The following is a 14,976-nucleotide window of genomic DNA, read 5'->3' as shown; positions in this document are numbered from 1 at the left end:
CATCTGGTCAATGACCAAGCAAGGGAGAAAATACGAAACTCGGTAAATAGATTACAAAAATCGCTTGAAAATTTAAATGGGATGTTCAGTCATTGCATCTTGCAAAATGAACGAATTAACCGATTAACAGCACCGTAATGAACATTATATTTGAGATAGATTTGCCTTTAGTGTTTCTAGCAAAAGATGATAGTGATTATCCATAAGGCAGTAGGCATAACACATAGTGCTTCATAGCGTATTATTAGCTCTGAGGTTGTGAATAAATCTACTGCGCACCCAAAACGCTGTGTTGGGCGGTACTCGCTCCTCGCCTATCTATTTGATATGTCTCGTATCTACGTTCCGTCCGCCTTGCGCTTTGGACGCTCACTACGATTTTTTTTACAACCTCTCTGCTAATCAATCAAGAAACTGTTGTCTATCCTCATCTTCTACAAAAATAGCTTCTCCACCGTTCCCCCTTGACATAACATGGTATAAGCCATTCGAAAATTCCGTCTGATCGGACGTGCCATAAAACCATTCTTCTTCAGATTCATTTATGGCTACGTATCATAAATGCACTTCATGCACCATGCAATGGCTGACATCTTTTCCTTAATCAACCAATAGTTCAAATTTGGAATGGTATTCAATTAAAAATCAAGCTTAAGATCGCTATATTGTTGTCGTTAGTGGCAAGCTCAGGGAAAATAAATGAATATTTTATAATTACTCGTTAAGGATAAAGAATATCTATATGCCAATTTTCCGTCTAAATACTTATTTTGGTTGGCAACTCATAAGAATTATTGCGTTGTATTTCGCTCTGATGCTTTCTAGTGAATTATTTGCTGCGACAAATCCACTTACACAAGCTGATCCAATAAATAGTCACGCAATACAGCAAGATAATACCAGCCTGCTCAGCCAACCGATTTATCAAGATGAATGCGGCACAGATGAGCAACCACTTGTTGTTAAGAGTGTTGAAGCCGAAAAAACAGAAAGCCGTCTAGAGCAAGACCGTAAAGAAAACATGGAAGCTTTAGAAAACGAAAAGAAGCTTGGTTTTTGGACTCTCATTATTGCGGTTGCAACATCAGTGACGGTGTTGGTCGGAATTGGACAATTATTTATGTTTAGGAGGCAATTACTGTTGATGACTAGCAGCATACAACTAGCTCGGGACGAGTTTAATGCTTCTCATCGGCCATGGGTAAAATGTGATGTCGCTCTTGCGACTTCTGCAGAATACCCGAGTGCCGTACAATTCGATCAAAACGGAATGTATTTAACGCTAAAATTCACTATGAAAAACACAGGAACTGTGCCTGCTCTCAATGTCTGGCCAGAATGGGAAATTGCTTTGAGTAGGCATACACGCGATTTTTATATCGACATACAGCGTAAGATATGCGATGTGATAAAAACTCGTGAAAGAGGTAAGTATGCGTATGGTTTCACAATATTTTCCAGCGAAACCGTAGAGATAACAATAAGAAGAAATATCGCGCAATCGGAAATTGATGCCGATGTTCTTAATGACTTCATGAACGAAGAACAATCAATCAAAACCATAACAGTTAACGCTATTGGTTGTATTGATTATCGCTCTGCCATTGATTTAAAGCATCATCAGACAGGTTTTTCCTATTACGTCTGCGCCACTCAGATGGATGGAGGAAAAACACTGCTCCATGGACCTCTTCTTCCAATACAGAGCGATCCGATTCCAATGAGCGATCTTTACCTGTCTCCAAATCACATGGATGGACATCTTTTCTTTACTGACTAGAAATAAGACTAGTAGTCAGTCAGTTTAAAACAAAGCGATCGAGTCAGTTATTGATGTATGGTATGAGTTTTTGCTTAAAGAGGTCGAACCAGAAAAAAGGTGCCAGTCATTGCATAGTGCATGAAGTACATTTATGATACGTAGCCATAAATGAATATGAAGAAGAATGGTTTTATGGCACGTTTGATCAGACTGGAATTCTCGAATGGTTTATACCATGTTATGTCAAGGAGGAACAGTGGAACGAGAATGTCAAATGTAAGGTTTGCCCCCTACACTCACTAGCCGATGGCAGTATTTAACCAGGCATCAATGCGCTGACGCATGGTTTCAATGGTGCAATAGCCATTAGTCAATAAATGAAGGCCAGCAACATCTTGCCCGATAACAGTAGGAAAACCTCGCACACCCCATTGGATAGCCTGATGAAAATGCTGTTGGGTCGCTTGTTTGGCCGCATCCGAGGCAAATACTTGTGAGAATTGCGTAGCAGGTATGCCCACAACCGCTGCCAATTGCGTCAGTGTATCCGTTTGTGTCACATTGGCCTGCTCAACATAAAAGACATGCTGAATAGCAGCTAGCAGCGGGAAGGTATACGATGAATCGATGAGCGAAGCGCTGACCACAGCGCGGCAAGCTGGTTCGGTATCATAAATAAAGCCTTCTGGCAGGGCACCTTCAAACGTGAAGGACTGCCCAGTGATACGCTGTACGTTATGCCAGTGATGCAGTATCTCTGCACGTTTCTCGGTTGCAAGCGGTTCGGTTGTGCCAGGGCGCAGTCCGCCCACTACCAGTTTGATTGCCAGGCGCTCGCCATATTCATGCCTGATTGCTTCGATGACTGGCGAAAACCCCCAGCACCAGGAGCACATCGGATCAGCGATATACCACAACGTGCGCCCATTCATGCCGGTAGGCAACGCAAGAGAAAGATAGTTTATGCCGCTGTACGTGATGCTTTTTTACGTTCATGCTCCAGCAGGAAGCGTTTACGTATCCGAATACTTTTTGGCGTAATTTCTGCCAGTTCGTCATCGGCTATGAATTCAATGGCGGATTCCAAAGTTAGTTGGATCGGCGGTGTCAGCACCACGGCTTCGTCATGACCAGAGGCACGAATATTGGTCAATTGCTTGCCCTTGATTGGATTAACGACCAGATCGTTATCGCGGCTATGAATCCCGATGACCATTCCTTCATAAACTGGATCGCCCGGGCTGACAAACATGCGACCACGCTCTTGCAGCTTCCACAGTGCATAGGCTACTGCTTCGCCATGCTCGGCAGAAATCAGCACACCGTTTCTGCGCGCTGCGATCTCCGGTCGCATCGGTGCATACTCATCGAAAACATGACTCATCATGCCGGTACCACGCGTCATAGTCATGAATTCAGATTGAAAGCCAATCAGACCACGTGCAGGGATACGATAATCCAGTCTGACCCGACCATTTCCATCTGATATCATATCGAGCAAATCGCCGCGACGCGCACCCAGCGCTTCCATCACGGCACCCTGATTTTCTTCCTCGACATCCACCGTGAGTACTTCGAAAGGCTCGCATTTTTCACCATCAATTTCACGAATAACCACCTTAGGACGTGAAACAGCCAGCTCATAACCCTCGCGCCGCATATTCTCCAATAGGATAGTCAAATGCAATTCACCACGCCCAGAAACCAGGAAAGAATCAGTCTCACCCGTTTCCTCCAGCTTGAGCGCAACATTGGTGAGCAGTTCTTTTTCCAGACGTTCGCGTAACTGCCGGCTGGTGACAAATTTTCCCTCTTTACCCGCAAAGGGGGAAGTATTGACCTGAAAAGTCATGGACAAGGTAGGTTCATCTACCTTCGGCATCGGCAGCGCCTCAGGATGATCGATATCTGCCAGGGTGGTGCCTATGCTGAGCTCTTCAATTCCATTCACTAACACGATATCACCTGCCAATGCTTCACTCAGCGGCACGCGTTCAAGGCCACGGAAACCAAACACTTGGTTGACACGCGCTTTCTTGGGTGTTTGATTACCCGTCATAACCATCACCTCCTGAGCAGGTTTGAGTCGTCCGCGCGCGATCCGCCCCACGCCAATGCGTCCAACGAAGCTCGAATAATCAAGTGCGCTAATTTGTAATTGCAGAGGCTCGTCAGGATTGCCAGAGGGTTCAGGCACATGCTTGAGAATGGTTTCGAACAGCGGGCGCATATCGGTGCTTACTTGTTTCGGATCCAGCGTGGCATAGCCGTTGAGCGCTGAAGCATACACTACTGGAAAATCCAATTGCGCTTCCGTCGCATTCAATTTATCAAACAGATCGAAGGTATGATTGATCACCCAATCCGGACGCGCACCAGGACGATCGATCTTGTTAATGACCACAATCGGTCGTAGCCCCTGCGCCAACGCTTTTTTAGTGACAAAACGCGTTTGTGGCATAGGTCCTTCCACGGCATCCACCAGTAACAACACCCCATCTACCATTGACAAAACACGCTCGACCTCGCCACCAAAATCGGCATGACCAGGCGTATCAACGATATTGATATGCACGCCCTCATAATCGACTGCGCAATTCTTGGAAAAGATCGTGATGCCACGCTCACGTTCGATATCGTTGGAATCCATGACGCGTTCAGCAATAGCCTGATGCGCGGCAAAGGTTCCTGCTTGATGAAGTAGCTTGTCAACCATTGTGGTTTTGCCATGATCGACGTGAGCAATAATAGCGATGTTACGGAGTGGACGTGACATATAATAAACACCTAAGAATTAACTTGAAATTGATGCGAACAAGGGCATAATTATACCACCAAATCAGTAACATAATTAGATGATTATCAAAGTCTGGCTTCACTGGATGAGTGGCTATCAGAAACAAGCTGCTCAGGAAATCGTTGATCTCTTGAATCAACAGAGGATCGAGTTCAAGACTATGATGAGGGTCTTTCCTGCATTGCCGGAGTGCTTTTTAGTAATGAGATCACGCCAAAAATCTGCGTGCAATTACGCGAACCTAGCCGTAATGATCAGATAGCCGTGCTTGCTTGTTGTGATGCAACCATTCCGGGTGATGCAGTCTGGCAGCTATTGGAAGCAGGCGCTTCTGACATCTTGGGAAGCTCGCATAAAGATCGCGCCAGAAATGATTGTTGCCAGAACACCCGGCTTAGAAAATTAGCTAATAAATTGAGAATAAATGGAATAATTAAGCGATCCTGACTGATGGCACAAAAGCAGAGCAATGAGATCTGGCGAAGCAGATTTCGCCAAAGGGAATAAATACCCCTTAGGAGGCGAAAAATATTTCAGCAATAGTGCGTGGTATTGATAAAGCTGGCGTCGCCCACATTGTTTGGAAAGCCTGAATAGAAAAAAACTTTCAGGATGGCGTATGCTGTGGATTGTTTCGCTAAGAAACATCGTCAACAAGATGACGGAATCTCAATAGTGGAAAAATAAAAAATGTTTACAGGAATCATCGAAGCAATCGGGGAAATTAAACAGATTACGCAGAAACCCAATGCGCTCGGCCTGCAGATTGCACCAGGCAAGCTCGAGATGAGTGATGTCAAGGCGGGTGACAGTATTGCGGTTAATGGCGTATGTCTGACAGTGACTTCATTAGCCAATGATTTTTTTACTGTCGATATTTCCGAGGAAACTTTGCGTTGCACATATAGCCTGAATAAAGTGGGCAATTATGTCAATCTGGAAAAGGCAATGCGGTTAACGGATCGACTAGGCGGTCATCTGGTTAGTGGTCATGTGGATGGGGTAGGTGAAGTCACAAAATTTGAGCAAGTTGGAGAAAATTATCTGCTAGCGATCAAATCACCGCCATCGCTGTTAAAATATATTGCAGTAAAAGGGTCGATCACGGTCAATGGTGTCAGTCTGACCGTCAATCGTATCCATGACGATATCTTGGAAATCAATCTCATTCCCCATACATTAGCTGAAACAAATCTGAAATATCTTAAACCGGGTGAACAACTAAATTTGGAGTCGGACATGCTAGCACGTTATGTAGCCCGTCTGATGGAACTATCTTCTGGAATTATAATTAAATAAATATGGCAATTAGCACTACCGATGAGATCATTTCAGACTTCAAAGCTGGGAAAATGGTCATTCTCATCGATGAAGAAGACCGTGAGAATGAAGGTGATTTGGTTCTGGCTGCTGATTTTGTGACAGCGGAGGCGATCAACTTTATGGCTAAATATGGCCGTGGATTGGTCTGTTTAACGCTGACCGAAGAACGCTGCCATCAACTCAAATTGCCGATGATGGTTTCGGCTAACTATTCATCCCATGGCACCAACTTTACTGTTTCTATTGAGGCTGCAAAGGGTGTAACGACAGGGATTTCTGCGGCTGATCGCGCTCGTACCATTCAAGTTGCCGTTAAAGCGGACGCAAAACCCGAAGATATTGTCCAGCCCGGTCATATTTTCCCGCTCAAGGCACAAAAAGGGGGCGTATTGGTACGCGCCGGGCATACTGAAGCAGGGTGCGATCTGGCGCATATGGCAGGATTGACCCCTGCTGCAGTAATCTGTGAAATTCTGAAAGATGATGGTGAAATGGCGCGCCTCCCGGATCTCATTGAATTTGCCGCCAAGCATCAACTCAAAATTGGTACCATCGCGGATCTCATTCATCATCGCAGTCTGACGGAAAGCTTAGTAACACGCGTGGCTGAGCGACCCATTCAAACTATCTATGGTGAATTTCATCTGACTGCTTACCATGATAAAACAGCGAATACGACTCATCTTGCCCTGGTAAAAGGCATACTTCATCCCGATCAAGAAGTGCTCGTTCGCGTGCATGAGCCTTTATCCGTCATTGATGTTCTGGATGTCAATGATCGTACGCATTCCTGGAGCATCAATGATGCCATGCATGCCATTGCTGAGGCGGGGCAAGGAGTAATCGTGCTGTTGCATCGCAAAGGAGATGCAACCATTTTGACAGAGCGGCTCTTACAGAGCAAAACACAGCACCAGCATCAGTTCAAGACAGATTTACGTGATCATGGTATCGGTGCCCAAATACTGAAAGATCTTGGCGTAGGTAAGATGCGTTTGCTTGCGACGCCACGCAAAATGCCCAGCATGACGGGTTTTGGTCTGGAAGTGACGGGATATCTGGAAACCCAAAATAAACTAACTGCTTTACAATAAAATCTAATTTTTTCTATTTTTTCAACCATTAGTACCCTTACTGGAGTAAGCATGGCGTATTATGACAATATCCCAGAAGTTGAAACCAGGCTCGTTGGAGCCGAGCTCCGCATCGGTATCGTGATGAGCCGCTTTAACATTGAAGTAGGAGAAGGATTACTTGGCGCTTGTATTGCTGAATTAACCAAACAGGGCGTCCAAGGATCAAATATGTTATTGACTACCGTACCTGGCGCATTGGAAATCCCGCTAGCATTACAAAAAATGGCCCTGTCTGATCAGTTTGATGCCTTGATCGCATTAGGTGCTGTCATACGGGGTGATACCTATCATTTTGAAATCGTAGCAAATGAATCAGCCAGAGGCTTAACCTCTGTTCAGCTCGATACGGGTATTCCTATGGTAAATGGCATACTCACGACTGACAACGATGATCAAGCACTCACCCGCATGATCCAAAAAGGAACAGAAGCTGCACGCGCAGCGATCGAAATGGCCAATCTTCTGGCAAAACTTGATGAAATGACATAAGAACTCGTTCATGACTGATGCACAATCAACTTCACAATCAAAACCCGGCTTTAAATACAAGAAACGTCGCCATCTTTCGCGCGAACTCGTGCTACAAGGTATTTATCAGTGGCGTGTCGCTGGGAGCGATGCAAGTTTCATCGAAACACAATTACGTGAAACCAGCCTTTTTCCCAAAGTAGATGAATCTTTTTTCTCCGAGTTACTTCGTGGTGTACTTAAAAATTCAACCACGCTGGAACAACACATACAACCATATCTTGATCGTTCCCTGACCGATCTCAGCCCTATTGAGTCTTCCATTCTTTTACTCAGTACCTATGAGCTCATTTATCACCTGGAAATTCCTTATCGTGCCATTATCAACGAAGCGATAGAGCTCGCCAAAACATATGGAGGGACCGACGGATACAAATATGTGAATGGCGTGCTGGATAAGCTCGCGGCACAATTACGCTCCATAGAAATTCAGGCGCGAGCCAATAAAAAAATTGAATCGGTGTAGCTTCCTTTTCGTTATGTTATTTTTCGATAATGAATTTTGATTAATTTTTTCCATAAATAGGTCGTGAGTTCCGAGTTTGATATTATCCGTCGCTATTTCACACGACCGACTCATCGAGCGATACTTGGTATAGGCGATGATGCTGCTCTCATTCCCTACACCGCGACGACTGATTTAGCTATTTCTACTGATACGCTGGTAGCAGATCAGCATTTCTTCGCCGATACCGATCCTCGCAAGCTTGGTCAAAAAGCATTAGCTGTCAATCTCTCTGATATGGCAGCAATGGGGGCCATTCCCCGTTGGAGCACACTCGCCCTGACATTACCTGCCAATTTGGTCAACATGAATAGCGGCTGGCTGGAAGCGTTTATCGATGGTTTTTTTACGCTAGCCAGCAAATATCAAGTGGAACTCATTGGTGGCGACACGACCCGCGGTCCGCTGAATATAGGCATACAAATCATGGGAGAAGTCCCTAAAGGTAAAGCATTGAGAAGAAGTGGTGCCATGCTGGGCGATGATATCTGGATTTCCGGGTATTTAGGTAATGCCGCATTAGCGCTTGCTCACCTGCAACAACGCATCTCACTGGATCCAGAAGAACTGACCGTGTGTTTAGCTGCACTTGATACGCCTGTAGCGCGCATCGAACTCGGGCAGCGATTAATCGATCTTGCGCACAGTGCCATCGATATTTCCGATGGATTGCTGGCTGATCTTGGACATATTCTGGAATGCTCTCATGTGGCCGCCACGATCCATTTAGAAAAAATTGCATGCTCATGGGTCATGCAAAAATACTTATCTTTATCGCTTGCAGTTGACTGTTTACTAGCAGGAGGCGATGATTATGAACTCTGTTTTACGGCACCCGAGGAAAAGCGTATCGAAATAGAACAACTATCCCAGGAATTGACTATTCCCCTTACTCGCATTGGAAAAATTTACCAGGGCAAAGGATTGTTCATTCTTGATGCAAACGGCAACGCGATCACACACGAGAAAAAAGGCTATGACCACTTCCTTACCTGAACCCTATCAATCCAATTTCAAACTTCCTTCTTTGCAACCTGATTTAGCGTTTGTTCATAGCCGCTTTGCCCACTTTGTCGCATTTGGTGCCGGGGTAGGGTTAATCCGGCTGGCACCCGGTACTTTTGGCACACTGGTTGCTTTTCCATTATTCTGGACCCTAGAACCGTTGCTCGAACCGATCGCACTGTTACTTGTTATCGATATCCTGTTTATTCTAGGTATCTGGGCGTGCGGTATTACTGGCCGGGTATTAGGTGCCCCCGATCATCACGGTATGGTATGGGATGAAATCGTCGCTTTCATGCTGGTGCTTTATTTCATTCCTGATCATTGGTTATGGTATGTAGCCGCGTTTATATTATTTCGTTTTTTTGACATCCTTAAACCGCCTCCCATCAAATACTTTGAGCGCAAGTTACGCAGTGGATTTGGGGTGATGTTTGATGATTTACTGGCAGCATTCTATACCTTACTTTGCCTTGCTGGCTGGAAGTCACTCGTATTGTTCGAAAGTTACTTTTAGACTTAACCTAACAACTTGTTTATTTGGTCAGGGGTAAAGTGCAGCACGCAGCGATTCACCCACAAAATGAATTTTTAGAGGTGGTTTTATGGTCGATGATCAAATACTGCTAACTTATGCTGAGCAGCTGGGTGAGGCACTTGCTGAAAAGGGCCTTATGCTGGCGAGTGCGGAATCATGCACAGGTGGTTGGATAGGTCAAGCGGTTACTGCCGTTGCGGGCAGTTCAGCCTGGTACGATCGTGGTTTTATTACCTATAGTAACCACGCTAAACAACAAATGCTTGGAGTGCAGCCCGCAACCCTGACTCAATATGGCGCAGCATCCGAACAAACCGCACAAGAAATGGCGGCGGGTGCCATTAAAATGAGTGATGCTCAGCTAGCGGTGGCGGTAACCGGCATTGCCGGCCCTACAGGTGGATCGAAGGAAAAACCTGTGGGGATGGTATGTTTTGCTTGGGCATCCAAGCAAGGGCTCGCACGCAGCGAAACCCATTTTTTTTCAGGAGATCGTGAAGCAGTAAGGCGGCAAGCTGTTGGAGTCGCCTTACTGGGTATTATCAAGCTGTTAGAAAATATGCCACCTTCACTCGCCTGATTCTGCATTGTTAGGCTCCGCCGCCGCCATCAGGTAATCTGTGAAGGCAATTGCAATTGCGGATAGCAAGAAAGCAATATGAATGACAGTTTGGGCAATCAATGTCTTTTCATCATAGGCACTGGCATTGATAAAAGTTTTAAGCAGGTGAATAGACGAAATACCAATGATGGCGGTAGCGAGTTTGATTTTTAAGACCGAAGCATTAACATGCGATAGCCATTCAGGTTGATCGGGATGACCTTCCAGATTCATGCGTGAAACAAACGTTTCATATCCTCCAATAATTACCATGATCAGCAGATTCGAAATCATTACCACATCAATCAATCCCAGCACGACCAGCATGATCGCTGTTTCAGTAATTTTCTTGGGTATATCGGTATCATTTTCATGCGAAACGATATGCAGAATATGCTTCAGCGATTCTTTGTCACCCATCATGGCGCCTAATAGATCAGTCAGCTCGACCCAGAAATGAAAAACATAAATACACTGTGCCAGCACTAAGCCTAGATAAAGCGGTAATTGCAGCCAACGTGATAAAAAGAGAAAACGGGCTGTTGTTGAAATTCTTTTTCTTTCAGTCTTTTGATTAATGTCCATAACAGCAGAAATTCAGTAACTTTAGTTTTTCGCACGATAACGTGCATTTATTGTGTGAATGCTTGTGTCAGATTCAAGAAAACTGACCAGACTTATGACAAAGTAATTGCAAAATCTGGCCAGTAAGCTTAGGAAACAATATTTGACTTACAATTTAGCCAATACTGACGCCACCGTTTGTCCCATCAAGGATGGCGTTGGGCAGATGGTGACACCCAGCTCTTTCAGTCGCTCCACTTTCTCTGCAGCACTTTCACCCGCAGAAGAAATGATCGCACCGGCATGTCCCATTCGTCGACCGGCAGGAGCTGTCAACCCAGCAATATAGGCTACGAGTGGTTTGCTCATATTCTCTTTAGCAAAAATACCTGCTTCCACTTCTTGCGGCCCACCGATTTCACCAATCATCAGCGCTACTTTGGTATCAGGATCCTGCTCCAGTTTCTCCAACACATCACGATGGGAGCTACCAATGATCGGATCACCGCCAATGCCGACAGAAGTCGAAATACCAATCCCCAGTCGCCGCATTTGATCGGCAGCCTCATAACCCAGCGTGCCTGAACGGCCAACTACGCCTACATTGCCTCGGCTATAAATATGACCAGGCATGATACCCAGCATAGCGCGCTCCGGGCTGATCGTGCCCGAACAATTCGGCCCTGTCAGCATCATTCTTTGCTCCTTGGGGAAACGGCGCAAGAAACTCTTGACCGTCATCATATCCTGCGTCGGAATACCATCTGTGATGGAAACACAATATTTGATGCCCGCTTCGGCTGCTTCCATGATCGAATCAGCCGCAAATGCTGGCGGTACAAACACGATGCTTGCTTCGGCACCGACTTGTTCAACTGCTTCTCTCACGGTATTGAAAACCGGCAGTCCTAAATGCTTTTGTCCACCCTTACCTGGGGTAACACCCCCCACCACTTTCGATCCATATTCGATCATTTCCTGTGCATGAAAGGTACCGATTCTACCCGTAAACCCTTGCACAATAATGCGCGTATTCTCGTTAATTAAAACGGCCACTCTGCTCTCCCTTAACCTTGTTTTGCAACCATTTCGTTGCGTGCCTGAACGACTTTTTCTGCTGCCTCCGCCAATGTTTCCGCGGTAATGATCGGCAAACCACTGTCTGCAATGATCTTGCGACCTTCTTCGACGTTCGTCCCGGATAAACGTACCACCAACGGCACTTTCATGTCGATATTTCTAACCGCTTGCACAACTCCTTCTGCAATCCAATCACAGCGATTGATTCCGGCAAAGATATTGACCAACATTGCCTTGACGCCTGCATCAGCCAGCACCAGACGAAATGCTTTCTCGGTACGCTCCGCCGAGGCACCCCCGCCTACATCCAGGAAATTGGCGGGCTCACCACCTGCCAACTTAATCATGTCCATGGTGGCCATCGCCAGACCAGCACCGTTGATCATGCAGCCGATATCTCCATCCAAACCCACATAGCTCAAACTAGCCTCTGCTGCAGCAACCTCGCGCGAATCAATTTGTGTCTTGTCACGCAATTCGGCGATTCTATGGCGACGGAACAAAGCGTTTTCATCGAAACTCATTTTTGCATCCAGCGCAATCAGCTCGTTGCTTTTGGTCACGACCAACGGATTGATTTCCAGAATGTTAGCATCCAGATCGCGCAGGGCACGATAACATCCCTTGATGGTTTTAACTGCGTGGTTGAGCAAATCTTCTCCGAGACCTAAGGCAAAAGCCATGGTCCGCGCCTGAAAATCCTGTAATCCTACTGCAGGTTCTACATGGATTTTAACGATTGCTTTTGGATTAGTGGCAGCAAGACTTTCAATTTCCATACCACCCTGGGCAGAGCCCACCATGATAACGCGCTCATGGCTGCGGTCTACCATGAAAGACAGATAGAGCTCTCGGGCAATATCGGTACCCGCCTCGATATAAAGCCGGCTACATATCTTGCCAGCCGGCCCGGTTTGATGGGTCACCAGCTTCTTGCCCAAGAGTGCTTCGGCTGCCGCCTCCACTTCATCATGGGTTCTACAAACTTTGATGCCACCTGCTTTCCCGCGTGCACCAGAATGAATCTGCGCCTTAACTACCCAAACATTGCCATCGATTTCCCGGCTACGCTGTACCGCTTCTTCCACTGTATATGCCAAACCACCTTCGGCAATCTTGACACCATACTCCGCCAAGATTTCTTTTGCTTGATACTCGTGAATATCCAATGCCTACTCCCTTCTATTTAAAAAACTGTTTAAAAACCTGTCTTCTGGTTATTTATTTTTGGCAGCAATTGCCTCAGCAGCTTTCACAATATTGTTAGCCATTCTTTCCGAAGCCGCATCGATCAAGCGACCATCGAGTGAAGCGGCACCTTTACCTTGTGCAGCAGCTTCTTTCAAGGCAGCCAGAATCCGCTTGGCTTTTTCAATTTCGGCTGGAGGCGGCGTAAATACCTCGTTGGCCAACGCAATTTGGCTCGGATGAATCGCCCATTTCCCTTCACAACCTAGCGCAGCCGCCCGTCGTGCAGCCTGTTTAAAACCTTCCGGATCCTGTATATCACCGAATGGTCCATCGATCGGTCGCAAGCCAAATGCACGACATGCCACAGTCATGCGACTGATGGCCGCATGCCATTGATCGCCGGGATAATCCGGATTGAGTCCGCCAATATTAGTCGTGCGGGCACGATTGCTGGCTGCATAATCTGCCACACCAAAATGTAGTGCCTCCAGGCGCCCGGAAGCGCCATTGCGCGCGATATCCTCAACATTAGCCATACCCAGCGCAGTTTCAATCAATGCCTCGATGCCGATTCTGTTTTTCAGCCTTTGCTGCATTTCCAGCTGATTGAGCATGGCTTCAACCATGTAAACATCTGCATAAACACCTACTTTGGGAATCAGAATGGTGTCGATCTTATGGCCAGCCTGTTCAACCAGATCGACCACATCACGTACCATGAATTGCGTATCCAACCCGTTGATGCGCACAGAAAGGGTGATGCCATGCCCTTTCCAGTCCAGATCGTTGATCGCCTGGATGATATTTTTACGAGCTTGTATTTTATCGTCTGGCGCAACCGCATCCTCCAGATCCAGAAAGATGAAATCCACCCCGCTTTTCAGCGCCTTTTCAAACATTTCCGGACGCGAACCTGGCACGGCCAGCTCGCAACGTTGCACGCGCTGAATCTTGGTTTCATACAATGTGTGACTCATTTCTCCTCCAATAAATAATATAAATCGATAGGTCCGTAGCGCTGAATCAAAAACGGGAAGTGGAAGTGATGAAGCATGTTTAGAATTTTTTCTTTTGAGACAAGTGATGATATGCGTAAAGCGGGTAAATGACTGTGTTCGTTTCTAGCGATTCGGGTACGTTCAAGCTGGTATTTCCGGGTAATCAGGTTGTCTAGTAGTTTGATTTACGTGTAATTATATCACTGGGGTTGGATTTGAGTTTGAAGGTATTTTTGCAAAAGAAAAAATGATCAGCTCGTAACTCTCAGGGAATTCAACCAATAAAAGGAATAATATGAAGGAAGCATGAGAACCAACAGCGATAACTTGTTGCTATCTGGAAAAAAAATCTACCTCCTTAAAGTGTAAAGCTGGAGAAAATGCGATAGAAACCAATTTGATGAGCTCTTCCAGCAGTTTTCAGAAAGACCAAAATAGACGCAAATTACAGCATTAAACCTGAAAACCTATAAAAACTTCCCCCGTAATTGCAAGATGAATTTCACCTCCTCATGAAGCATATTCTTGATAACCCTATATTCATACTCCGTTAGCAAGTGAGTATGGAGTTGCACTCTGATTTGCGCCACGCCATTCGTTTATAGCCTAACCAGTTAAGAATGATTCAGAATGCATAGGATTTGAAGAGCGTATCGACGGTTTGGTTTTGTTGTCTACGGAGCGCCTTGGCCTGTGCCCATTTGTGTTCGATGGGATTGAGATCAGGAGAATAAGCGGGAAGGTATTCAAGGGTATGCCCGGCGTTATGTATGGCATCCCGTGTGTCTAGTCTCTTATGGAAGGTGGCATTGTCCATCACAACGATGGAATGTAGTGGCAATTTAGGCAACAGGTCCTGCATCGCCCATCCATGAAACACATCAGCATTGATGTTGGCTTCAAACAGGCCGATGGTTACCAGTAACTTTCCAATCAGGGCACCAATCG

The 14,976-nt window shown here is 45.9% G+C and carries 16 protein-coding genes; 9 read left to right on the top strand and 7 right to left on the bottom strand.

Annotation, left to right across the window (positions count from 1 at the left end):
- Window positions 1–742 precede the first annotated feature (742 nt).
- On the top strand, window positions 743–1,780 hold the full coding sequence (locus BLV54_RS12390; RefSeq protein WP_090571967.1) for a hypothetical protein: 1,038 nt from the start codon (window positions 743–745) through the stop codon (window positions 1,778–1,780).
- A gap of 281 nt (window positions 1,781–2,061) precedes the next feature.
- Here the strand turns inward: BLV54_RS12390 and BLV54_RS12385 are convergent, their stop codons facing one another.
- Together BLV54_RS12385 and typA are read right to left on the bottom strand one after the other, a co-directional pair.
- Window positions 2,062–2,694, bottom strand: a complete 633-nt coding sequence (locus tag BLV54_RS12385; protein WP_090571966.1) for a DsbA family protein — start codon at window positions 2,692–2,694, stop codon at window positions 2,062–2,064.
- 29 nt (window positions 2,695–2,723) lie between these two features.
- Window positions 2,724–4,538: a translational GTPase TypA gene (typA, locus tag BLV54_RS12380; protein WP_090571965.1), complete on the bottom strand. Its 1,815-nt coding sequence runs from the start codon at window positions 4,536–4,538 to the stop codon at window positions 2,724–2,726.
- A 210-nt stretch (window positions 4,539–4,748) separates the two neighbouring features.
- Between typA and BLV54_RS15695 the strand changes: the two genes are divergently transcribed.
- From BLV54_RS15695 to BLV54_RS12340, 8 genes are all read left to right on the top strand, one after another.
- Window positions 4,749–5,006, top strand: coding sequence for a hypothetical protein (locus tag BLV54_RS15695; RefSeq protein WP_143032510.1), 258 nt, complete (start codon window positions 4,749–4,751; stop codon window positions 5,004–5,006).
- Window positions 5,007–5,249: 243 nt separating this feature from the next.
- Window positions 5,250–5,858 (top strand): riboflavin synthase, encoded by a 609-nt coding sequence (locus BLV54_RS12370; protein ID WP_090571963.1) that lies wholly within the window; start codon window positions 5,250–5,252, stop codon window positions 5,856–5,858.
- A 2-nt stretch (window positions 5,859–5,860) separates the two neighbouring features.
- Window positions 5,861–6,976 (top strand): bifunctional 3,4-dihydroxy-2-butanone-4-phosphate synthase/GTP cyclohydrolase II, encoded by a 1,116-nt coding sequence (ribBA, locus tag BLV54_RS12365; protein WP_090571962.1) that lies wholly within the window; start codon window positions 5,861–5,863, stop codon window positions 6,974–6,976.
- A 51-nt stretch (window positions 6,977–7,027) separates the two neighbouring features.
- Window positions 7,028–7,507, top strand: coding sequence for a 6,7-dimethyl-8-ribityllumazine synthase (gene ribH / locus BLV54_RS12360; protein ID WP_090571961.1), 480 nt, complete (start codon window positions 7,028–7,030; stop codon window positions 7,505–7,507).
- 10 nt (window positions 7,508–7,517) lie between these two features.
- A complete protein-coding gene (gene nusB, locus BLV54_RS12355; protein ID WP_090571960.1) occupies window positions 7,518–8,012 on the top strand; it encodes a transcription antitermination factor NusB in 495 nt (164 codons plus the stop codon).
- Window positions 8,013–8,075: 63 nt separating this feature from the next.
- Window positions 8,076–9,047, top strand: a complete 972-nt coding sequence (thiL, locus tag BLV54_RS12350; protein WP_090571959.1) for a thiamine-phosphate kinase — start codon at window positions 8,076–8,078, stop codon at window positions 9,045–9,047.
- Window positions 9,028–9,573 carry a phosphatidylglycerophosphatase A family protein gene (locus BLV54_RS12345; RefSeq protein ID WP_090571958.1) on the top strand — a complete coding sequence of 182 codons (546 nt, stop codon included), beginning with the start codon at window positions 9,028–9,030 and terminating at the stop codon, window positions 9,571–9,573. The genes thiL and BLV54_RS12345 overlap by 20 nt, the downstream gene beginning before the upstream one ends.
- 88 nt (window positions 9,574–9,661) lie before the next feature.
- Window positions 9,662–10,174: a CinA family protein gene (locus tag BLV54_RS12340; RefSeq protein WP_090571957.1), complete on the top strand. Its 513-nt coding sequence runs from the start codon at window positions 9,662–9,664 to the stop codon at window positions 10,172–10,174.
- Here the strand turns inward: BLV54_RS12340 and BLV54_RS12335 are convergent.
- From BLV54_RS12335 to BLV54_RS12315, 5 genes are all read right to left on the bottom strand, one after another.
- The gene (locus BLV54_RS12335) at window positions 10,163–10,780 is read right to left on the bottom strand and encodes a YqhA family protein (protein WP_090571956.1); all 618 of its coding nucleotides are present in this window, start codon (window positions 10,778–10,780) and stop codon (window positions 10,163–10,165) included. The genes BLV54_RS12340 and BLV54_RS12335 overlap by 12 nt on opposite strands.
- Before the next feature lie 147 nt (window positions 10,781–10,927).
- On the bottom strand, window positions 10,928–11,815 hold the full coding sequence (gene sucD, locus BLV54_RS12330; protein WP_090571955.1) for a succinate--CoA ligase subunit alpha: 888 nt from the start codon (window positions 11,813–11,815) through the stop codon (window positions 10,928–10,930).
- A gap of 11 nt (window positions 11,816–11,826) precedes the next feature.
- Entirely contained in the window at window positions 11,827–13,008 is a 1,182-nt protein-coding gene (locus BLV54_RS12325) for a malate--CoA ligase subunit beta (RefSeq protein WP_090571954.1), read from the bottom strand.
- A 48-nt stretch (window positions 13,009–13,056) separates the two neighbouring features.
- Window positions 13,057–14,007 carry an HpcH/HpaI aldolase/citrate lyase family protein gene (locus tag BLV54_RS12320; RefSeq protein ID WP_090571953.1) on the bottom strand — a complete coding sequence of 317 codons (951 nt, stop codon included), beginning with the start codon at window positions 14,005–14,007 and terminating at the stop codon, window positions 13,057–13,059.
- Between the two features lie 646 nt (window positions 14,008–14,653).
- A partial coding sequence (locus tag BLV54_RS12315; protein ID WP_090572414.1) for a transposase occupies window positions 14,654–14,976 on the bottom strand: 323 nt, incomplete at its 5' end.

Source organism: Nitrosomonas sp. Nm33 (genome assembly GCF_900107265.1).
Lineage (GTDB): Bacteria > Pseudomonadota > Gammaproteobacteria > Burkholderiales > Nitrosomonadaceae > Nitrosomonas.
Note: the sequence above shows the minus strand (reverse complement) of the source record. Positions and strands in the feature narration are given on the sequence as shown.